Origin of the sequence: Streptomyces sp. NPDC060064 (genome assembly GCF_042736455.1) — a bacterium.
Classification (GTDB): domain Bacteria; phylum Actinomycetota; class Actinomycetes; order Streptomycetales; family Streptomycetaceae; genus Streptomyces.
This window is the reverse complement of record NZ_JBHWWF010000029.1, coordinates 55,958-75,692: the sequence shown is the minus strand read 5'-3', so window position 1 is coordinate 75,692 and position 19,735 is coordinate 55,958. Positions and strand designations below refer to the sequence as shown.

Genomic DNA, 19,735 nt, shown 5'->3' with positions numbered 1-19,735 from the left:
GTCACACGGCGGGCATATCCGGGCCGATTCTGCTCCGTACCGCGGTCTGTACCTCGGCCTCCTCGGCCGGGTCCGCGGCCAGCCTGCGCAGTCGCTCGGCGACCCGCACATCGCCGGTCTCGGCGTGCAGCGCGGCGACTTCTCTCGTGGTCTCCTCGCAGTCCCACAGACACTCGACGGCGAATCCGGTGGGGAAGGAGGAGTCGGTGGCGGCGAGCGCGCGGGCCGCGCGCCCGCGGAGCTGGGAAGAAGCGGTCTCCCGGTACACATGGCGCAGTACGGGTGCGGCACAGGCGATACCGAGCCGTCCCGCCCCGTCGACGAGTGTCCACAGCGGCGGTGCGTCAGGGCCGTCGGCGCGTACGGTCTCGCGCAGGGCGCCCAGTACCAGCTTGGCGTCCTTGGCGCTGCCCCGGCAGGCGAGCACACCCGCCGCTGACGCCCCGAGCGCGTCGGGCCGGTGCACCCAGCCCCGCGCCCGGTCGACCGCCTCGTCGCCGCACATCCGCTCGAAGGCGGAGACAGCGGCGTCGGCGACGACACGAGAGCCGCTGAGCGTCGCGGCCTCGATCAGATCGAGGACGACCGGGTCCCGTGACTCGGCGAGATGGTGCAGGGCGGCGCAGCGCGCGCCGTCGGGCCCCTGACGTGCGGCTTCGACGATGAGCGGCCGGTCGTCGGGGCCGGCGACGGCGGACAGGCAGCGGGCGGCGGGCACATGGAGGGCGCTGCCGCGCTCCAGGCCCTGCTCGGCCCAGTCGAAGACTGCCTGGACGCTCCATCCGGGCCGGGGCCCGGTGGGCCGCATCTGGCGCTGCCAGCGGTCGAAGGAGCCTGCCTCCTGTGCTGCCCGCACGCGGGTGCCGACGGCGTCCCGCTGGTCCTCCGCCCACAGCCGCCACGGACGCGGTTCGAAGGCGTCCCGTACGGCGACGGCAAGTTCGGCGTCACCCTCCGGCGTGGCCGGGAAGCGGGCGAGAACCGAGGTGGCCAGCGCCCGCAGACCCGAGTCGTTGTCGCGCAGGGCGAGCTCGTCGAGGGCCCAGGCCCAGTTGGCTCCGCTCGCGGCGTATCTGCGCAGCAGGGCGAGGGCGTCGCCCCTGCCGTACGAGGCGAGGTGCCCGAGCACCGCGAGCGCGAGGCCGGTCCTGGCCTCGTCGGTGTCGAGGTGGTCGTCGGTGTCCCAGAGGTGCCGCTCGATCTCCTCGAGACTGCCGTGGAGATCCAGGTAGAGGCGTGCGTAGTACAGCGAGCGGTTCTCGACCTGCCAGTCGTGGCGGGGATCGCTCAGTACGCAGTGGTTGAGGGCCGCGAGCGCTTCGGCGCGCGGCGCGGCGAGCGCGTGCAGCGTGCCGTCACCGCGGCCTCTCTGCAGCAGGCCGAGCAGCGTACCGCTCGGCGCTATGACTGGATCGAACATGGGGAAAGCCTCACATCAAGCTGTCGACGCAACCGGGGGGTGGAGGTGCCTAGGCCGCGCAGCAACATGTAGGAGCGCCCGTCGTCTTCTGCTTGGTGTAGACCATCTTTGTCTGCCTCTCGTCTGTGGCCCCAGGGGAACTCCCGGATGAAGTCCGGGGTAGGGCCCGACGTCATGATGACCCACCCATTTCGCCACCGCGACCACATTTACGGCGTCCCTCTCAGAGGCTTCCCAACGGCCCCTCGGCAGCCGCTCAATGGCCGCCGAACAGCTCCAGGAGGTCCGTCTTCCCAAACATCCGCGCGGTATCCATCGCGGATGGAGTTCCGGCTTCCGGATCTGCTCCGCCGGCCAGCAGTGCGCGGATGACGGCGTCCTCGCCCTTGAAGACGGCTCCGGCGAGCGGCGTCTGGCCGCGGTCGTTGGCCCGGTCCGGCTCCGCGCCGCGGGCGATGAGCGCCTCCACCGCGGAGGCGTGCCCGTGGTAGGCGGCCAGCATGACGAGGGTGTCACCGCGGTCGTTGGTGAGGTTCGCCGGGACGCCTGCGTCGATGTACGCGGCGAGGGCCTCGGTCTCTCCCTGACGGGCCAGATCGAAGACCTTGGTCGCGAGCTCGATCACCTCGGGATCCGGGGCTTCGCTCATCGGACGGACCGCCTTTCACCGCGTTGACCTGGGGCGCACGGCAAGAGCGGCCGTACGAGTGAATCGACAGGGTACTGCCCGCGCAGCGACATGGCGCGGCCCGCCGGAGGCAAGGATCACCGCATGCGAGGCACTGTGCCGCGCAACCGAGCAGTGTGCCCCCCGAACGGTTCTCCGACGTCCTCCAGTGCAGTGAAATACGGGACATTTCACCCATTTGCACCTTTTATCACATGAGTACTTCCTGTGAGCATGGAAGAACTCATGGTGACCGTCCCTCGACCAGGAGAACTCTCATGATCCTTTCATGCTCAGGTGTCGTGCTGCTCGGAATCGTCGTCTTCCTCTTCGTCAGGAAGGACGGGCTCAAGACATCCCACGGATTCACGTGCGCGCTCTTCGGCTTCTTCCTGGCGGGCACCGCCATCGCGCCCAGCGTCAAGGCCGGCACAGCGAGCCTCGCCAGTCTCCTGGGCGGGATCAAATTCTGACGTCCCCGCCCCGCTCAGCACCTCCAGCACCTCCAGCTCCATCAGCACCATCAGCACCTTCAGGAGACCGATGTGGCCCGGCGCCCACTCCCCCGCATTCTCAGCAGCGGCAGCGCACAGCTCGCCCGGAGCCGCGAGATCGCGCGCACGGCCGCCGACAGCGCCACGGACGTCCTTCATCCGCTGATCACGATCACCCGTGGTCTGCGGCAGCTGGCCGCCACGGCAGCGCGCAAGTGGGCCGCCACCCCCAAGGATCGGCGTGGTCCCGCGCTGTTCCTGATCGTGGGCTGCGGCCTGGTGGTCGTGCTCATCCCGTACGGGCCACTGGTCGCCCTGATCTCGGTGATGGCCGCGGCCGCCTGGAAGGGCCGGGTGCGTACGCCGGTGAGGACCGGCCCTGACGAAGCGGAGACCGGGCGGCTCCAGGCCCTCTACGAGGCGCTCGTGCCGTACTTCTCCGTCGCCGAGGACCCGGCTCCGCTGTTCGCCCACGGCGGCGAATGGAGCAAGGCCTTCAGCGGCTACGAATTCGACGGCAACGGACGCCTCACCCGGCTGTCGGTGAAGTACCCCGCCTACTTCACCGACGGCGAGTCCGAGTCCCGGGCCCGGATCGAGAAGCTGCTGCATGCCAAGTCCGGACGCGGCCGCGAGTATCTCTTCAGCTGGGACGAGGAGGGCAACCAGCTCGTGATGAGCGTGCTCCCCGCACTGCCCACCTCCATCGCCGCCCAGCGTTTCGTCACCGTCCCCGGCGAAACCGTGCTGGGCTTCACCGACGCCGACGCGGTGCAGCGCACCGTACCGGTGACGGAGGGCGAGGAGACCAGGGACGCGCCACCGGTCGTCTGGCGTACGGGTCCGCGTTCGACGGAGCCGCATCTGCTGGTCGTCGGCGAGCCCGGCAGCGGCGCCACCACCCTGCTGCGCTCGATCGCTCTGCAGGCCCTGCAGCACGGAGACGTACTGATCATCGAGGGCAGCGGCACCGGTGAGTACGCCTGTCTGACGGGGCGGACAGGCGTGCTGGCTCTGGAGTGCGGGCTGGCCGGGGCGCTGGCGGCCCTGGAGTGGGCGGCGCACGAGACCGAGCGCAGGCTGATCGCCGCCAACCGGGCCCGGCAGGCCGGGCACCCCGTACCCGAGGACACCAAGCGGCCCTTGTGGATCCTGCTGGACCGCCCGAGCATCCTCGGCCATCTGGCGGCGGCCGACGGGGACACCGATCCGCAGCAGCTACTGCAGGTACCACTACGTCATGGCCGGGCGGCCCACGTGACGGTGGTCGTGGCCGAGCAGTTCGACAGCCTGGACGCACTCACCGAGGCCGTACGGACGCATACGCGTGCCCGAGTGGTGCTGGGTCCTGCCACCCTCGAGCAGGTGGAGTCCGTGCTCGGCGTGGAGCCGCACACCACGCCGACGACCGAAGTGCCGTCCGGCCGGGGCTACGCACGGCTCGGTACGGGTTCGGTGCTCAGGCTGCAGGTGCCGGCGACCCCGGACCCGTACGACGAAACGACGAGCGAGGCACACCGGCAGGCTGTGCTGGACCTGCTGCCGGAGAGGCTGGAGCGAGTCGAGGCGGCGGCCCCGGATCCCGTACCGGCCGAGGGCTGACGCTCATCGACCGACAGATGACAGATTTCGCCTGACGACGCAAAGGACGACAGCTGACAGCGGACGGATTCCGGAATCCGTCAGGCAACAAACGTCCGCGGCGCCTCCGTGCCGGTGCTCGCGCCCGTCTCGACGAGCCGCGCCGCCGCCGCCAGCCGCGCCGCCGCCTCCTCCGCGACCGCCCCGCCGACCGTGAACGGCAGTCGTACGTAGCCCTCGAAGGCCCCGTCGACACCGAATCGCGGCCCTGAAGGCACCCGCACCCCCACGCGCTCACCGACCTCGGCGAGCCGGGATCCCGACAGCCCTCCGGTGCGCACCCAGAGCGTCAGCCCACCGCTCGGTACATCGAACTCCCAGTCCGGCAGCTCCCGGCAGACCGCCGCGACCAGCGCGTCGCGGTTCTCGCGTGCCTGGGTACGCCGAATGGACACGGCTTCCTCCCAGCCCCCTGTCTGCATCAGCCAGTTGACCGCGAGCTGTTCCAGCACCGGCGTGCCCAGGTCCGCGTATGCGCGTGCCGCGACCAGGGAGCGGATCACGTCGGGTGCGGCGCGCACCCATCCGATCCGCATGCCGGCCCAGAAGGCCTTGCTGGCCGAGCCGACGGTGAGGACCGTGCTGCCCGCCGGGTCGAAGGCGCAGACGGGCCGCGGCATGTCGATGTCGTCGTCCAGGTGCAGCTCGGACATGGTCTCGTCGACGACGAGGACGGTGCCGGCGGAACGTGCGGCGTCCACGAGACGGCGCCGCTGGTCCTCGTCGGCAAGCGCACCGGTGGGGTTGTGGAAGTCGGCCACGACGTAGGCGAGCCGGGGCGCGGCGTCGCGCAGTACCTGCCGCCACCGGGACAGGTCCCAGCCGGTCAGCCCTTCGGCCATGGCCACCGGCACGAGGCGGGCCCCTGCCTCGCGCATCAGCTGGAGGATGTTGGCGTAGGAGGGGGATTCGACGGCGATGCGTTCGCCGCGCCCCGCGAAGAGGTGGCAGATGGCGTCGATGGCGCCCATCGCGCCGGTGGTGACCATGATCTGCTCGGGCATGGTGGGGATGCCGCGCCGGGTGTAGCGGTCGGCGAGCATCTGGCGCAGGGCGGGCAGGCCGGCCGGGTAGTCGCCGTGGGTGTGTGCGTACGGGGGCAGTTCTTCGAGCGCTCCCTGGACGGCTCGGGTGAGCCAGGGTTCGGGCGCGGGCAGGGCGGCGCAGCCGAGGTCGATCATCGAGCCGAGCGATTCCGGCGGCAGGGGTTCCAGTCCGCGGGCAGGCAGTGGGTTCCCGGCGGGTACGGCGGTCCAGCTGCCCGCTCCCCTGCGGGACTCGAGGAAGCCCTCGGCGCGCAGCGCTTCGTAGGCCGCCGCGACGGTGGTGCGGCTGACGGAGAGGGCGAGGGCGAGTTCGCGTTCGGCGGGAAGCCGGGCGGCGACGGGGACGCGGCCTTCGAGGACGAGGAGCCGGATGCCGTCGGCGAGTGCGCGGTAGGCGGGGGGCTTGCGGGTGCCTGGTCCGGCCGGGCGGGATTGCTGGGAGGTGAGCTGCCTGGCGAGCTGAGCCGCGCCTACCGCTGAGGTCCACTGCGTCATGGAAGTCAGTCCACCTTCCTCGAATTGGCCATGGTTGCCGTCTGTTCCGTAGCCACAGAGTGTCATGCGTCAGTCCACAACCACCAGAGGGGGGCGCCATCGTGTCCGCGCATCTCACCCGCAGGCTGCTGCATCTGTACATCGGTCTGGCGCTGTACGGGGTGAGTTCGGCGCTCCTTGTGCGCGGCGGGCTGGGACTCGAGCCATGGGGTGTGCTTCATCAGGGTCTGGCCGAGCGCACGGGACTGACGATCGGCGTGGTGTCGATCATCGTCGGCGCGGCTGTTCTGCTGCTGTGGATTCCGATCAGGCAGCGGCCGGGTCTTGGCACGGTTTCGAATGTCTTCGTGATCGGAATCGCGATGGACGGCACGCTGGCGCTGGTGCCGGATGTGTCCGGGCTCGGGGCGCAGATTCCGGTGATGGCCGGGGGCATCGTGCTCAATGGGGTGGCAACGGGCCTGTATCTCTCGGCGCGGTTCGGGCCGGGTCCGCGGGACGGTCTGATGACGGGGCTGCACCGGCTCACGGGGCGTTCGATCCGGCTGGTCCGTACGGCGATCGAGCTGGCTGTGGTGGCGACCGGCTTTGTGCTGGGCGGCTCGGTGGGTGTCGGCACGGTCGCGTATGCGTTGGCCATCGGGCCGCTGGCGCAGTTGTTCCTGCGTGTCTTCGCCATCTCGGAGCGGGACGGTGGCAGCACGGTGGTCGCCGGCGCGACACCGAAGCAGGCGATACTGCGGCAGTGACTCGCGTACGCCACCCTTACCTGGACCATCCATCGGTACTCGCCTTCGCCCATCGTGGCGGGGCGGCCGACGGGATAGAGAACACCGCGGCCGCTTTCCGGCGGGCCGCCGATGCCGGCTACCGCTATTTCGAGACCGATGTGCACACCACCGCGGACGGGCAGCTGGTCGCCTTTCATGACGCGACGCTGGACCGGGTGACGGATGCGCGCGGCCGGATAGCGGCGCTGCCGTGGAGCGAGGTGCGGCAGGCGAGGGTGGCGGGCCGGGAGCCGTTGGCGCTGTTCGAGGAGCTGCTGGAGGAGTTCCCTCGGGCGCGCTGGAATGTGGACGTCAAAGCGGAGTCGGCGCTGGTTCCGCTGGTGGATCTGATTCGCAGGGCGGGTGCCTGGGACCGGGTGTGTGTCGGTTCCTTCTCGGAGGGCCGGGTGGCCAGGGCGATGCGTCTTGCGGGGCCGCGGCTGGCGACGTCGTACGGGGTGCGGGGCGTGGTGGGTCTACGGCTGCGTTCGTACGGGATTCCGGCGGCGCTGCGGGCGGGTGCGGTGTGCGCTCAGGTCCCGGAGTCGCAGGGCGGCATCCGCGTGGTGGACCGGCGTTTTGTGCGGGCGGCGCACGATCGGGGTCTGCAGGTGCATGTCTGGACGGTGAATGAGGCGGATCGGATGGCGGCGCTCCTGGATCTCGGTGTGGATGGCATCATGACCGATCATCTGGAGACGTTGCGCACGGTACTGACCGACCGGGGAGTCTGGGTCTGAAACCCCGCGCGTCTGCACTACGGGACGAGCGAGGGGGCGCGGGATGACGGCCGACACCGCGGACCGGACGACCGGGACGACCGGGGCGAGTGAGCGCAGACGCGAGCAACGCGGCTGGTATTTCTATGACTTCGCGTGCTCGGTCTATTCGACGAGTGTGCTGACGGTCTTCCTGGGGCCGTATCTGACGTCGGTGGCGAAAGCCGCGGCGGACGCCGAGGGCTTTGTGCATCCGCTGGGTGTGCCGGTGCGGGCGGGTTCCGTTTTCGCGTACTCGGTGTCCCTGTCGCTTGTGGTGGCGGTGCTGCTGATGCCGCTGGCGGGCGCGGCGGCGGACCGTACGGGCCGGAAGAAGCCGCTGTTGGCGGTGGCGGCGTATGTGGGTGCGACCGCGACGGCGGGGATGTTCTTCCTGGACGGCGACCGGTATCTGCTGGGCGCGTTTCTGCTGATCGTCGCCAATGCGTCGCTGTCGGTGTCGATGGTGTTGTACAACGCGTATCTGCCGCAGATCGCGGAGCCGGACGAACGTGATGCGGTGTCGTCGCGCGGCTGGGCGTTCGGCTATACGTCAGGCGCGCTGGTACTGGTGCTGAATCTGGTCGTGTACTCCGGTCACGAGACGTTCGGGCTTTCGGAGTCCGAGGCGGTGCGGATCTGTCTGGCGTCGGCGGGGTTGTGGTGGGGCGCCTTCACACTGGTGCCGCTGCGGCGGCTGCGGGACCGGCGGCTGGCGCCGAGTGGCGAGGGGGCGCCCGGTTCGGGGTGGCGGCAGTTGATGGCCACGTTGCGGGACATGCGCCGGCACCCGTTGACGTTGTCGTTCCTGCTGGCCTATTTGATCTACAACGACGGCGTGCAGACGGTCATCTCGCAGGCTTCGATCTACGGGTCGGAAGAGCTGGGTCTTGATCAGACGACGTTGATCACGGCAGTGCTGCTGGTACAGGTGCTCGCGGTGGCGGGTGCGCTGGGCATGGGACGGCTGGCCAGGACGCATGGGGCCAAGCGGACGATTCTGGGTTCACTGGCGGTCTGGACGCTGATTCTCGCGGCGGGGTACTTCCTGCCGGCCGGGGCGCCGGTGTGGTTCTTCGGTCTCGCTGGGGCGATCGGGCTGGTTCTGGGCGGGAGCCAGGCGTTGTCGCGGTCGTTGTTCTCACATCTGGTTCCGCGCGGCAAGGAGGCCGAGTATTTCTCGGCCTATGAGATGAGCGACCGCGGGCTGAGCTGGCTGGGCCCGTTGGTGTTCGGGCTTGCGTACCAGCTGACCGGCAGTTATCGGGTCGCGATCATCTCTTTGGTGGTCTTCTTCGCGCTGGGATTCGTGCTGCTGGCGCGGGTACCGGTGAGGCGTGCCGTGGCGGCCGCGGGCAACCCTGTGCCGGAACGGATTTAGACGTTGAAGTGAAAGGCCGGTAGTGTACGCCTTTGGCCTGCCAGACGGACCGTTACTGCGTGCTGAAGAAGTGAATTCACTGGGTGACACTTTCTGTCAGATGTGACAAAACGGGCACTGGTGGGTACAACAAGGGGCGGCACGACGGGCGACGCATGACCCGGAACGGGAATCTTTACCGCCGACCGGACGTTGACCGGATGACGACGACAGCGACACCTGTCCTGTGGGCGACAAGCCCGGGAGGCACGATTCATGAGTGAGCGAGCTCTCCGCGGTACGCGACTCGTGGTGACCAGCTACGAGACGGACCGCGGCATCGATCTGGCCCCGCGCCAGGCGGTGGAGTACGCATGTGAGAACGGCCATCGATTTGAGATGCCGTTCTCCGTTGAGGCGGACATTCCGCCGGAGTGGGAGTGCAAGGCGTGTGGCGCCCAGGCACTCCTGGTGGACGGCGATGGCCCCGAGGAGAAGAAGGGCAAGCCGGCGCGAACGCACTGGGACATGCTCATGGAGCGGCGTACCCGCGAGGAGCTGGAGGAGGTGCTGGCCGAGAGGCTGGCGGTCCTGCGCTCCGGCGCCATGAACATCGCTGTGCATCCGCGGGACAGCCGGAAGTCCGCCTGACCCCGTAACAACACCGCACTACAAGCACCACGCAAGATCAAGAGCCGCGGGCCGTGTCACACCGAGTGTGTGACACGGCCCGCGGCTCTGCTGTGCCTTGGATGCGCTCGCGTCCCTCTCGGGACGCGCCCGCGTGCCCCCTCGCAAAACGCGTGCCCCCTCGCATAAAGGGACGGCCCGGTCGCAAAGAGAGACGGCCGCGTCAGGGGGTCAGCGGAGGCCTCGAGCCGTCGTCCTCGTAGCCCCGCGAGGGCTGCGTGGCGTCCTGCCGGATGACCTCACCCTGGACTACTTTGCCGTCCGGGCGGTGGATGCGGGCCTGCTGGAAGGCATCGCCCAGGCTGCCGGGGGCGGCGACGCGCATCCGGTGCTCCAGGGAGCGCTCCGTGTACCGCCCGAGCGCCGAGCGGACGGGCTGCAGCAGGAGCAGCAGGCCCGCCACGTCGGAGATCAGTCCCGGCAGCATCAGAAGAAGGCCACCGAGCATCAGGAACCCGTTGCCGGTGCTGCCGGTCCCGGGCGCCGGGCTGTTGCCGGCCTGCGCCTGCTGGAGGGTCTCGGTCAGATTGCGGAAGGCCCGCCGACCGGCCCGCTTGATGACGACGGCGCCGACGATGCCGCCGCCGACGAGCAGGGCAAGGACGGTGAGTCCGCCGGCCGCTCCGGCCACCAGGGTCAGCAGCCAGATCTCGAGCACCAGCCAGGCGGCGATGCCGAGCGGCACGAGATTGCGGGCGCGCGAGCGCTTGGGGGCTGTCGGGGGCGGAGTGCCGGTCGTCATGCCCCCAGTGTGCCTGGACGCCCGCCGAAGCGGCGTAAGGGTGTGATCAGGAAGATCGCCCGGCTGACGCGAGAGGGCGGGAGGACACCGGGAGGCGGTTCAGGAGGACTTGCGGCCGAGGAGACGATTCGCCCGGTCGCCGACGCCCCAGGCGGTGACCCGCCACAGCGCCTCGACAAGGATGTCGCGGCTCATCTTCGAGTCGCCGACCTCGCGCTCCACGAAGGTGATCGGGACCTCGACAACGTGGTAGCCGGCGGCGACGGCCCGGCGAGCGAGGTCGACCTGGAAGCAGTAGCCCTGCGAGGCGACGTCCGCGAGGCCGAGCCCTTCGAGAGTCTCCTTGCGAAAGGCCCGGAAGCCGCCCGTGATGTCACGGAGCGGCAGGCCGAGGAGCAGCCGGGAGTACGTGCTGCCGCCGCGCGAGATGAACTGACGGTGCTTCGGCCAGTTGACCACGCGGCCGCCGGGGACCCAGCGCGAGCCGAGGACCAGGTCGGCACCCTTGAGGGCGGTGAGCAGCCGGGGCAGTTCCTCGGGCTGGTGGGAGCCGTCGGCGTCCATTTCGACGAGTACGCCGTAGCCGTGCTCGATGCCCCAGGCGAAGCCCGCCAGGTAGGCGGCGCCGAGGCCTTCCTTGCCCTTGCGGTGCAGTACATGCACCCTGTCGTCGTGGGCCGCGAGTTCATCGGCGAATTTGCCGGTGCCGTCGGGGCTGTTGTCGTCGGCGACGAGGATGTCCGCCTCGGGCACGGCAGCGCGCACCCGGGAGACGATCGGCTTGATGTTCTCGGCCTCGTTGTAGGTCGGGATGATCACCAAGGCTCTGCCGAGCGGGCCGTACCGCCGCTGACCGCCGTCGTTCACTACTGCCCCTTAATGTCCGTACGCAGAGCCCCACCATAGCGAGCGCTCGCCGCGCCGCTGCGGCGGCACGGACCTGGGGAGTCGTGTCTCCGGCGCGGAAGTGTGACAAGGGGCTGCGGATCGGGGCCCGGCGTCCTTCGGGCCGACCTGGGACCCGCTGGCTGCGGATCTACCGAGAGCCGTTGTCTACTGAACGCCGGGCCCCACCCGGGTCACACCTGCCGGCCGGCTGAGACCTTCCCTCGCCCCCGAGGCGCGGGCGCTGAACCTGGCTCCCAGTGGCAGTGCGCCGGTGCGACGCACCACCCCATGACCCAGCGGCGTTCGACGACTGCGTGAAGGTCTGCCGGTCGGACGTCCCGTGGTGGACTCGGCCGAACCTACCGGCCGGTGGGCGCTCGCTGTCAATACTCCCCTGATCTGCGATCCTTGCCCAAATCACCAGGTCAGCGCGGAAGATGCGCAGGTCGCGCCGGAGCGCGGCGGGCATCGATCGGCGGTACGAAATGTCCGCACGTCACTCGTTCAGCCTCTCATAGACCGTTTGTCCGAAGACCACCGTCCGCAGGCAGCGGGGCAGTTCGGTGCCGGGGGTGAGATCGGGCAGGCCCGGAGTGCCGGAGCGCGGGTCGGTGGACCAGCGGGCGACGCGGTCGTCGGGGGCCTGGACGACGAGTTCCTCGGTGCGCCAGACGGCGTAGTCGGCGGGCGCGCCGGGAACCAGGACGCCGGCGTCGTCGCGGCCGATGGCGCGCCAGCCGCCGCGTGTGTGGGCGGTGAAGGCGGCGCGGGCGGAGACCCGGTGTTCTGGCGTGCGGTGGAAGGCAGCGGCCCGGACGGCGCCCCAGGGGTCGAGCGGGGTCACGGGACTGTCCGAGCCGAAGGCGAGGGGCACTCCGGCGCGCAGCAGTGCGGCATACGGATTGAGGGTGCGGGCCCGCTCGGCGCCGAGACGCTGGGCGTACATGCCCTCCGAGCCGCCCCAGGCCGCGTCGAAGGCGGGCTGGACGGAGGCGGTGAGGCCGAACTCGGCGAAGGCGGCGATGGTTTCGGGTGTGAGCATCTCGGCGTGTTCGACACGGTGGCGGGCTGCGCGTACACGGGCGAGGCCGAGCGTGTCGGCGGCGGCCCTGACACCGTCGGTGACGGCGGTGAGGGCGGCATCGCCGATGGCGTGGAAACCGGCCTGGAGCCCGGCTTCGGTGCAGGCGGTGACATGGGCGGCGACGGCCGCGGTGTCGAGGTGGGCGGCGCCGGTGTGCGGGGCGTCGGCGTACGGGGCGTGCAGGCAGGCGGTGTGCGAGCCGAGGGAGCCGTCGACGAAGAGGTCACCGGCCGCGCCGATGGCGCCGAGTTCGCGGATGCGCTGTGCGTCCTTTGCGCTCGCGACCTGTTCGGCCCAGTAGCCGACGACGCGCGGGCCCGGCTCCGCCTCGGCCAGGTTCAGCAGGGAGGTGAAGTCGTCCTCGTCGGAGATGTCGGGGCCGGCGCATTCGTGGACGGTGCCGATGCCGAGCGAGCCGGCCCTGGCGAGTGCGGCGCGCTGGGCAGCGGCGCGCTGGGCGGGGGTGATCGCGGCGTGGGCGGCGGCGCGTACGGCGTGGTGGGCGGCGGCGGTCAGCGGCGCGTCCGGGTGGTAACCGGCGAGGTCGGTGATGCCGGGGACGAAGTCGAGCAGGGCGGTGGTGACCACGGCCGAGTGGACGTCGATCCGGGGCAGATAGAGAGCACGGCCGCCGGCCGCCTGGTCGAGTTCGGTGCGGGACGGCGGACGCTGCTCGGGCCAGCGCGTGGCGTCCCAGCCGTGACCGAGGAGGACCTTGTCGGCGGAGTGTGCGGCGCTGTGCTCCCGTACGAGATCGAGCGCTTCGACCAGGGTGCGGGCGCCGGACAGGTCGAGGCCGGTGAGGGCGAGGCCGGTCGCCGTGGTGTGTACGTGTGCGTCGGTGAACGCCGGAGTGACCAGAGCCCCTTCCAGGTCGATCACCTCGTCGACTCCGGCGGCGAAGGCGTCGGCGGCGCCTTCCGAGCCCACCCAGCCGATATGTCCTCGCTCGACGACCATCGCGGTGGCGAAGGGGTCGGCGGGGCTGTGGACTTCTCCACCGCGCAGCAGCACGGTGCGGTGTTCGGCCTGGGGGGCGGTGCTGTCGGTCATGGGAACAGCCTAGATACGCGGCGGGCGTGCCTCGTACGGGGTGGAGAGGACGACGGTCGTACGGGTGGAGACACCGGACAGCGAACGGATGCGGGTGAGCAGGTGCTCCAGCTCGAGCGGGGTCGCGACGCGCACCTTGAGGATGTAGTTCTCCTCGCCCGCGACGCTGTGGCAGGCCTCGATCTCCGGCACGTCGGCGAGGCGTTCCGCGATGTCGTCGGGGGCACTGGGGTCAAAGGGCTTGACCGAGATGAAGGCGGTGAGCGGCAGCCCGACCGCCTCGGGGTCCACGACGGCGGCATAGCCGCGGATGACGCCGCGCTGCTCGAGGCGGCGGACGCGCTGATGCACCGCCGATGTGGACAGGCCCGTGGCCTTGCCCAGGTCGGTGTAGCTCATCCGCCCGTCCGTGACGAGCAATTCCACGATCTGACGATCCAGCTCCTCCATGCGGATCAACCTATTGCCCCAGGTCCCTTCCGGCACAGTCGGCGGCCACACGGAGTGGCACCTGCGGCGGGCATGTGACGAATGCCACAGGTTTGCCGACCGGTCCGTCGTGATCACGCGGTTGCCTGACTGGCGCGTGGGGAATTGCTTGCTTTGGTCGAGGCCGCAAGTGCCTGGTCGGCCCACCCGAGGGGGAGAATCTCCATGCAGAACCTGAAGAACAGCGGACGTACCGAACCGGAGCCTGTTGATTCGGCCGATCCGGCTGAGATCGACGAGCTCGACGCGTACGACACCTTCGAGATGTACCGGGTGATCTGCCCGGACTGCGCGCAGCCGATCGCTCTGCTGGCGGACGAGGACGTCCTGCCGGAGCATGCACTGTGCCCCACCCCGTGGAATCCCTTCGGGCTGACCGTGTGCGCCGGTACGGGGCGTACGGCCGCCGAGGCACGTCCCGCGGACGAGACGCTCGAAGTCCAGGAGCAGGACACCGCACTGCTGTTGACGCTCCCTCAGGGGCTCGACTGGCGGACCCAGCCCTTCTCCCACGTCGGCGGTCCGGGCTCGCGTCCGGTCAAGGTGCCGCATATGCGGCGTGCGGCCTGAGCGGTCCGAGGGCGAGGCCCCAGTAGGTCACCAGTAGCTTCCCTGCACCATGGCGGCAAGGCCGGCGTGGTGCAGGATCAGGCTGTCCGGGTCTTCGGGCACCTGTACCTCACCGAAGTGGATCTGCCGGTAGGCCACCCGGAGCATGACGATCGCGTGCCGCAGCGCGGCGTAGAGGGTGTGGAACTCCATGTCGCGCGGGCGGTGGCCGGTGAGCTGTTCGTAACGGCGCTCCACGGCCTCGCGGCGCAGGAAGTCGGGCAGGCCCGGTTGACCGAAGCCGACCGTGAGGTCCTGGAAGAACCGGTGGAGGTAGACGGCCCAGCCGAGGTCGACCTCGCGCGGGGCGTAGGCGGCCATCTCCCAGTCGAGTACGGCAGCGGGCTCGAACCCGTCGTAGATGATGTTGCCGATGCGGGCGTCGCCCCAGTTGCGGACCGCCTCGCCCTCGTCCCCGGGCCAGTGCGCCTCGAGCCGGTCGAAGGCGCTCTCGATGAGCGGTGAGCGTGGCAGCCCCTCCACCACCCAGGCGTAGTACGCCCGTTGGGCATCGACATGGCGGCGCAGCGCGCTGCTCTCCTGTCGTGGGACCGGGTGCTGGTCGTGCAGTCGGGCGATCAGCGAGATCGTGGCCTCTTCCAACCGGGCGCGCTCGGCGTCGCTCGCGGCATGCAGCCAGTTGCCCTCGTACGTATAGGGCATGACGTCGGGCGGAACCCGGCCCTCGACGCGCTCCATCACGAAGAACGGCGCTCCCAGCGCCCCGGGATCCTCCTCCAGCCACAGCACGCGCGGCACGGGTATGTCGGTGTGCTCGGCAACGTCCCGCATGGTGCGGTACTGCAGCGCCATGTCGTACACCGGGAAGATCGTGTACGCGGCCGGGTCGGCGGCGAGCCGCAACGCGCAGGCGCGCACGGGTGGCTCGGGGTGCTCGATGTCGAAGAGCAGTGTCTCGCTGGACATGCCGTTGGACTCGGGGACCCGCACGCCCGAGACCTTGGCGCCGGGCAGCCGGGCATCCAGCCAGGCGGTGAGACGGCGGGCGAGCTCTTCGGGGTCGCGCGTGGTCGTGCGAGGGCGTGGTGCCGTTGCCATGGCGGTACTCCTCACTGTCGGTGCGTCCATTTGCGGCTGTGCCGTGGTGAACAGCGCACTCGGCGGTGGCCGTCGCTTCCGCACGCCCTCTTCATCATCCGTTTTCGGCCCCGGCTAGCCGGCCACCGAGTCATAGCCGCTGAAGCCGCTCGGGTCGTGGCGGCCGAAGGTGCCGTGTTCGAAGATGCCGTGGCCGGTCCGCCCGTCGAGGGTGAAGCGGGCCGAGTGGTCCGTGACGCCGTAGGTGGCCATCGGGTGGACGGCGGGGTCGGAGAGGTCGTAGCTGCGCCGGTCCCTCCAGCCGCGGCCCTGCCAGGTGCCGTGCTGCCAGTCGGTGGCGGGCGGATAGCCGGCGCCGATGGCGAGCGGTGAGGAGGCGAGGATCTCGACGCCGAGCTCGAGGGGTTTACGGGCCGGGTCGGTGAGGTGGACGACGGCACGTTCGGGGTGGCGGGTGCCGGGGCGGTAGGTGATGTCGGTGTGGGGCCAGCCGAGTTGGATGTCGTGGTGTCCGTCGCGGACGAGGACGGCTTCGCTGAGCGTGCGGTAGCCGTCGGCGTCCTCCTGGGCGATCACCATCAGGAAGCGGTCATCGAAGCGGACGGGGATCCAGAGCCAGTGGAAGCCTTCGGTGCGCAGCTCCTCGGCAGCGCGGCCGCCTTCTTCGCCGGGGATGGGCCGTACACCCCAGCTGCGGTCGCGGGTGCCGGTCCACTCCCCCGCCGTCACCGCAATCTCCTCGCCGGCCGCGCGGATGGTACCGGTGCAGCTGCCGGCCTGGACGAAGCGGCGGCCTTCGAGCATGAGCCGGTCGCCGCGGCGCTGAGTGTGGTGCGGTTCCCATACGGCAGGGAAGTCCGCGTGCCAGGTGATGTCGTACGAGAGCGAGCCGGGGTCGTCCGGGTCGGCGTCGCAGTGCAGGGTGAGCCGGCGCAGCGGCTCGTCGACGGTGATCCGCAGCGGGCCGACAGTGAGGTTCATCCGGTCGTCGGTGAGTGCGTCGGAGGCGCGTACGGCGTGCATCCGGTCGTCGAGGCGGAGTGTGGCGTAGGCGTCGATGACGCCGGTGTTGGGGTAGACGCCGAGGCCGGCGATGAGCAGCGCGCGGCCCCGGTGGTCGAAGACCTGGAAGATGCACCGGTCGTAGGCGTTGCGGTCGCCGGTGACGAGATGCTTCATCGACAGCGGCGCCTGGTGTACGGGGTATTCGTCGAGGGCGATCGGGCGGTCGTCTGACACGGCAGACCTCCTGGGCGGCAGCTGACCTCCTGGACGGCAAGGAAGTTGACGGTACGTCAGAAACCTTGCGGGAGGCCAGAGCCCGGCACCGTACTCGTATCGCCGCGGACCACGTGCGGGTATGGCGCGAACTCGCGCTCGATTCTTCTCGGCGGTAACCCGGCCGGGACGCAGGGCGTTGGCCAGTCATGACCCTGCAGTACGCCACGACCAGTCACGGCCGGCGCCGCCTTGCGACACCCGCTCCGGAAGAATCGGTTCCGCATCCGGCCGATCCGCCCATCTACCGCGAGCTGCTCCGTCAGTGGGCGAGCAAGGGCCGGACCGTGCCGGGGCGCCGCGACCCGGAGTGGAGCAGGCTCGCGGCGCCGCCGGTGTGGAACGGGCGGTTCAGCGCGTCACAGGATCAGCGCGTCTCGGGTCCGGCGAGGTGACGGGCGATGACCATGCGCTGGATCTGGTTGGTGCCCTCGACGATCTGCAGCACCTTGGCCTCACGCATATAGCGCTCGACCGGGAAGTCCAGCGTGTAGCCATAGCCGCCGAGCACCTGGACCGCGTCGGTGGTGACGCTCATCGCCGTGTCCGTGCAGAACAGCTTGGCCATGGCGGCCTGCCGGGAGAAGGGCCGTCCCGCGTCGCGCAGCCGCGCGGCGGCGAGGTAGAGCGCACGGCCCGCCTCGATCCGGGTGGCCATGTCGGCGAGCATGAAGCGCAGCCCCTGGAAGTCGGCGATGGGCCGGCCGAACTGCTGCCGTCCGGTGGCGTAGGCGATGGCCTCGTCCAGGGCGGCCTGCGCGAGCCCGATGGCACAGGCGGCGATACCGAGCCGGCCCGAGTCGAGCGCTGAGAGCGCGATCGCGAAGCCCTGGCCCTCCTCACCGATCCGGCGGGAGTCGGGGACCCGTACGGCGTCGAAGTTCAGCTGGGCGGTGGGCGAGCCCTTCATGCCCATCTTCTTCTCGGGTGCGGCGGAATTCAGGCCCTGCGCGTCGCCGGGGACGAGGAAGGCCGTGATGCCACGGGCACCCTCACCGCCGGTGCGGGCCAGAACGGTGTAGAAGTCGGCGATTCCGCCGTGCGTGATCCAGGACTTGGTACCGGTGATCACCCAGCTGTCCCCGTCGCGCACCGCCTTGGTGCGCAGCGACGCGGCATCCGATCCGGAGGCGGGTTCGGAGAGGCAGTACGCACCGAGGAGGCCGCCGCCGAGCATGGCGGGCAGATGCTCGGCCTGCTGCTCCTTGGTGCCGTAGCCGGCCAGTGCGTGGCAGGCGAGGGAGTGGACGCTGACACCGAGGCCGACGGTGAGGCGGGCGGCGGCGAGCTCTTCGAGAACCTGGAGGTAGACCTCGTACGGCTGGTCTCCGCCGCCGTACTCGGAGTCGTACGGAAGGCCGAGCAGTCCGGACTCGGACAGAAGAGAGAAGACCTCGCGCGGGAAGTGCCCGGAATCCTCCTCCTCGGCCGCCCGGGGAGCGATCTCCCGCTGGATGATGTCGCGTACCAGGGTGATCAGATCCCTGGACTCCTCGGTGGGCAGTTGACGATCCACCGGCTGCGGGGCGCGATCGGGCATTACGGCGCTCTCCTCCCTGTCGGGCGCTGCGGCGGTCGCGCGCGAAGGGTGTGGGCGCGCCGCCGGTCTTTCTGCCAAGCCGATGCTGCCCTTCCGGATCACGAAAGTGGCTGGACGGCGGCTGTGGCGCGTTGAGTATGCCCGATCAGCGGGCGTGCGTCACGGGCTGCAAGGACTCGTTCCGATACCGCCTGACCGACCGGTGAAATTGGTCCGAACCATTGACCCCACTGGTCTAGTCCTTCTACCGTGCCCCACAGTGCATGACCGTGTTCATGCCACATAGGCCCGCAGCTCGACAGCACTCCCCACTCGCTCTCCCTCCCCCACGAGGAGACATGATGCTCGGACCACACCGTCCCCGCGCCCGTCTGAGGGCGCTCATCGCCGCCGCCTGTACCGCCGTGCTCGGCGCGACCCTGATCACCGGCGCCCATATCGCCTCCGCGGGCGAGTCCGCCCCCGCCGCGAAGCCCGCCGCTCCCGCGGCAGCAGCCGCCGGGAGCAAGGTGGTCGGCTACTTCACCGAATGGGGCGTCTACGACCGCAACTACCACGTCAAGAACATCCAGACCTCCGGGTCCGCGAACAAGCTCACCCACATCAACTACGCCTTCGGAAACGTCACCGGAGGCAAGTGCGCCATCGGTGACTCGTTCGCCGACTACGAGAAGACCTACACCGCCGGCCAGAGCGTGGACGGCGTCGCCGACACCTGGGACCAGCCGCTGCGCGGCAGCTTCAACCAGTTGCGCAAGCTGAAGAAGCTGCACCCGAACCTCAAGGTGCTGTGGTCGTTCGGCGGCTGGACCTGGTCCGGCGGCTTCGGCCAGGCCGCGGCCAACCCGGCCGCCTTCGCCCAGTCCTGCTACAACCTGGTCGAGGATCCCCGCTGGAAGGATGTCTTCGACGGCATCGACATCGACTGGGAATACCCCAACGCCTGCGGTCTGAGCTGCGACACCAGCGGTCGCGATGCCTTCAAGAACGTGATGTCCGCACTGCGTTCGAAGTTCGGCAGCTCCAACCTGGTGACCGCGGCAATCACCGCGGACGCCTCGTCCGGAGGCAAGATCGAGAAGGCGAACTACGCGGGCGCGGCCCAGTACGTCGACTGGTACAACCCGATGACGTACGACTTCTTCGGCGCCTGGGCGGCGCAGGGCCCCACCGCCCCGCACTCACCGCTCACCTCCTACACCGGCATCCCGCAGCAGGGCTTCAACACCAGCGCCGCGATCACCAAGCTCAAGGGTCTCGGCATCCCCTCGTCGAAGCTGCTGCTCGGGATCGGCTTCTACGGACGCGGCTGGACAGGCGTGACGCAGAAGGCGCCCGGTGGCACGGCGACCGGAGCGGCGCCCGGCAAGTACGAGCCGGGCATCGACGACTACAAGGAGCTCAAGTCCAAGTGCCCGGCCAACGGGACCGTCGCCGGGACCGCGTACGCGCACTGCGGCAGCCAGTGGTGGAGCTACGACACCCCCGCCACCATCGCCGGGAAGATGACCTACAAGAACCAGCAGAGCCTGGGCGGCACCTTCTTCTGGGAGCTCAGCGGTGACACCACGGGCGGAGAGTTGATCAAGGCCATCAATTAGCCTGCGGGAGCACTGAGTCGAGGGCGGGGAGCCGGCGGGCTCCCCGCCCTT

At 69.9% G+C, this 19,735-nt stretch carries 18 protein-coding genes; 8 read left to right on the top strand and 10 right to left on the bottom strand.

Annotation, left to right across the window (positions count from 1 at the left end):
* Window position 1: 1 nt before the first annotated feature.
* Window positions 2–1,420 carry a HEAT repeat domain-containing protein gene (locus tag ACFWDI_RS29660; protein WP_385308598.1) on the bottom strand — a complete coding sequence of 473 codons (1,419 nt, stop codon included), beginning with the start codon at window positions 1,418–1,420 and terminating at the stop codon, window positions 2–4.
* Window positions 1,421–1,676: 256 nt separating this feature from the next.
* Window positions 1,677–2,069: an ankyrin repeat domain-containing protein gene (locus tag ACFWDI_RS29655; RefSeq protein WP_327322214.1), complete on the bottom strand. Its 393-nt coding sequence runs from the start codon at window positions 2,067–2,069 to the stop codon at window positions 1,677–1,679.
* A 296-nt stretch (window positions 2,070–2,365) separates the two neighbouring features.
* Between ACFWDI_RS29655 and ACFWDI_RS29650 the strand changes: the two genes are divergently transcribed.
* Together ACFWDI_RS29650 and ACFWDI_RS29645 are read left to right on the top strand one after the other, a co-directional pair.
* Window positions 2,366–2,560 (top strand): hypothetical protein, encoded by a 195-nt coding sequence (locus ACFWDI_RS29650; protein WP_327322215.1) that lies wholly within the window; start codon window positions 2,366–2,368, stop codon window positions 2,558–2,560.
* Between the two features lie 72 nt (window positions 2,561–2,632).
* Complete coding sequence (locus ACFWDI_RS29645; protein WP_385308595.1) at window positions 2,633–4,183, top strand: hypothetical protein; 1,551 nt, start codon at window positions 2,633–2,635, stop codon at window positions 4,181–4,183.
* An 80-nt stretch (window positions 4,184–4,263) separates the two neighbouring features.
* Here ACFWDI_RS29645 and ACFWDI_RS29640 read toward each other — a convergent pair whose 3' ends face one another.
* On the bottom strand, window positions 4,264–5,763 hold the full coding sequence (locus ACFWDI_RS29640; protein WP_385308592.1) for a PLP-dependent aminotransferase family protein: 1,500 nt from the start codon (window positions 5,761–5,763) through the stop codon (window positions 4,264–4,266).
* Between the two features lie 98 nt (window positions 5,764–5,861).
* On the opposite strand from ACFWDI_RS29640, the gene ACFWDI_RS29635 reads away from it, so the two are divergent.
* The 4 genes from ACFWDI_RS29635 (at window position 5,862) to ACFWDI_RS29620 (ending at window position 9,302) form a co-directional block, all read left to right on the top strand.
* Window positions 5,862–6,512, top strand: coding sequence for a YitT family protein (locus ACFWDI_RS29635; RefSeq protein ID WP_385308675.1), 651 nt, complete (start codon window positions 5,862–5,864; stop codon window positions 6,510–6,512).
* Window positions 6,509–7,273 carry a glycerophosphodiester phosphodiesterase family protein gene (locus ACFWDI_RS29630; RefSeq protein ID WP_385308590.1) on the top strand — a complete coding sequence of 255 codons (765 nt, stop codon included), beginning with the start codon at window positions 6,509–6,511 and terminating at the stop codon, window positions 7,271–7,273. Before ACFWDI_RS29635 ends, ACFWDI_RS29630 begins: the two co-directional genes overlap by 4 nt.
* Before the next feature lie 43 nt (window positions 7,274–7,316).
* On the top strand, window positions 7,317–8,672 hold the full coding sequence (locus ACFWDI_RS29625) for an MFS transporter (protein ID WP_385308587.1): 1,356 nt from the start codon (window positions 7,317–7,319) through the stop codon (window positions 8,670–8,672).
* A 255-nt stretch (window positions 8,673–8,927) separates the two neighbouring features.
* Window positions 8,928–9,302, top strand: coding sequence for an RNA polymerase-binding protein RbpA (locus ACFWDI_RS29620; RefSeq protein WP_161311542.1), 375 nt, complete (start codon window positions 8,928–8,930; stop codon window positions 9,300–9,302).
* Window positions 9,303–9,504: 202 nt separating this feature from the next.
* Here the strand turns inward: ACFWDI_RS29620 and fxsA are convergent, their stop codons facing one another.
* The 4 genes from fxsA to ACFWDI_RS29600 all read right to left on the bottom strand — a co-directional run bounded on the left by fxsA (window position 9,505) and on the right by ACFWDI_RS29600 (window position 13,558).
* On the bottom strand, window positions 9,505–10,083 hold the full coding sequence (gene fxsA / locus ACFWDI_RS29615; protein ID WP_385308583.1) for an FxsA family membrane protein: 579 nt from the start codon (window positions 10,081–10,083) through the stop codon (window positions 9,505–9,507).
* Between the two features lie 99 nt (window positions 10,084–10,182).
* The gene (locus tag ACFWDI_RS29610; protein ID WP_385308581.1) at window positions 10,183–10,950 is read right to left on the bottom strand and encodes a polyprenol monophosphomannose synthase; all 768 of its coding nucleotides are present in this window, start codon (window positions 10,948–10,950) and stop codon (window positions 10,183–10,185) included.
* A gap of 517 nt (window positions 10,951–11,467) precedes the next feature.
* Window positions 11,468–13,108 carry an amidohydrolase gene (locus ACFWDI_RS29605; protein ID WP_385308578.1) on the bottom strand — a complete coding sequence of 547 codons (1,641 nt, stop codon included), beginning with the start codon at window positions 13,106–13,108 and terminating at the stop codon, window positions 11,468–11,470.
* A 9-nt stretch (window positions 13,109–13,117) separates the two neighbouring features.
* The gene (locus ACFWDI_RS29600) at window positions 13,118–13,558 is read right to left on the bottom strand and encodes an Lrp/AsnC family transcriptional regulator (RefSeq protein ID WP_327322224.1); all 441 of its coding nucleotides are present in this window, start codon (window positions 13,556–13,558) and stop codon (window positions 13,118–13,120) included.
* A 204-nt stretch (window positions 13,559–13,762) separates the two neighbouring features.
* Here ACFWDI_RS29600 and ACFWDI_RS29595 point away from each other — a divergent pair, with 204 nt between their 5' ends.
* A complete protein-coding gene (locus ACFWDI_RS29595; RefSeq protein WP_385308575.1) occupies window positions 13,763–14,167 on the top strand; it encodes a hypothetical protein in 405 nt (134 codons plus the stop codon).
* A 27-nt stretch (window positions 14,168–14,194) separates the two neighbouring features.
* On the opposite strand, the gene ACFWDI_RS29590 is transcribed toward ACFWDI_RS29595, so the two are convergent.
* The 3 genes from ACFWDI_RS29590 to ACFWDI_RS29580 all read right to left on the bottom strand — a co-directional run bounded on the left by ACFWDI_RS29590 (window position 14,195) and on the right by ACFWDI_RS29580 (window position 18,083).
* The gene (locus ACFWDI_RS29590; protein WP_385308572.1) at window positions 14,195–15,265 is read right to left on the bottom strand and encodes a phosphotransferase family protein; all 1,071 of its coding nucleotides are present in this window, start codon (window positions 15,263–15,265) and stop codon (window positions 14,195–14,197) included.
* Between the two features lie 114 nt (window positions 15,266–15,379).
* The gene (locus tag ACFWDI_RS29585; RefSeq protein ID WP_385308673.1) at window positions 15,380–16,444 is read right to left on the bottom strand and encodes a hypothetical protein; all 1,065 of its coding nucleotides are present in this window, start codon (window positions 16,442–16,444) and stop codon (window positions 15,380–15,382) included.
* 466 nt (window positions 16,445–16,910) lie between these two features.
* Window positions 16,911–18,083, bottom strand: coding sequence for an acyl-CoA dehydrogenase family protein (locus tag ACFWDI_RS29580; RefSeq protein WP_385308569.1), 1,173 nt, complete (start codon window positions 18,081–18,083; stop codon window positions 16,911–16,913).
* Window positions 18,084–18,424: 341 nt separating this feature from the next.
* Between ACFWDI_RS29580 and ACFWDI_RS29575 the strand changes: the two genes are divergently transcribed.
* Complete coding sequence (locus tag ACFWDI_RS29575) at window positions 18,425–19,684, top strand: glycoside hydrolase family 18 protein (protein ID WP_385308566.1); 1,260 nt, start codon at window positions 18,425–18,427, stop codon at window positions 19,682–19,684.
* The last annotated feature ends 51 nt before the right edge of the window (window positions 19,685–19,735 follow it).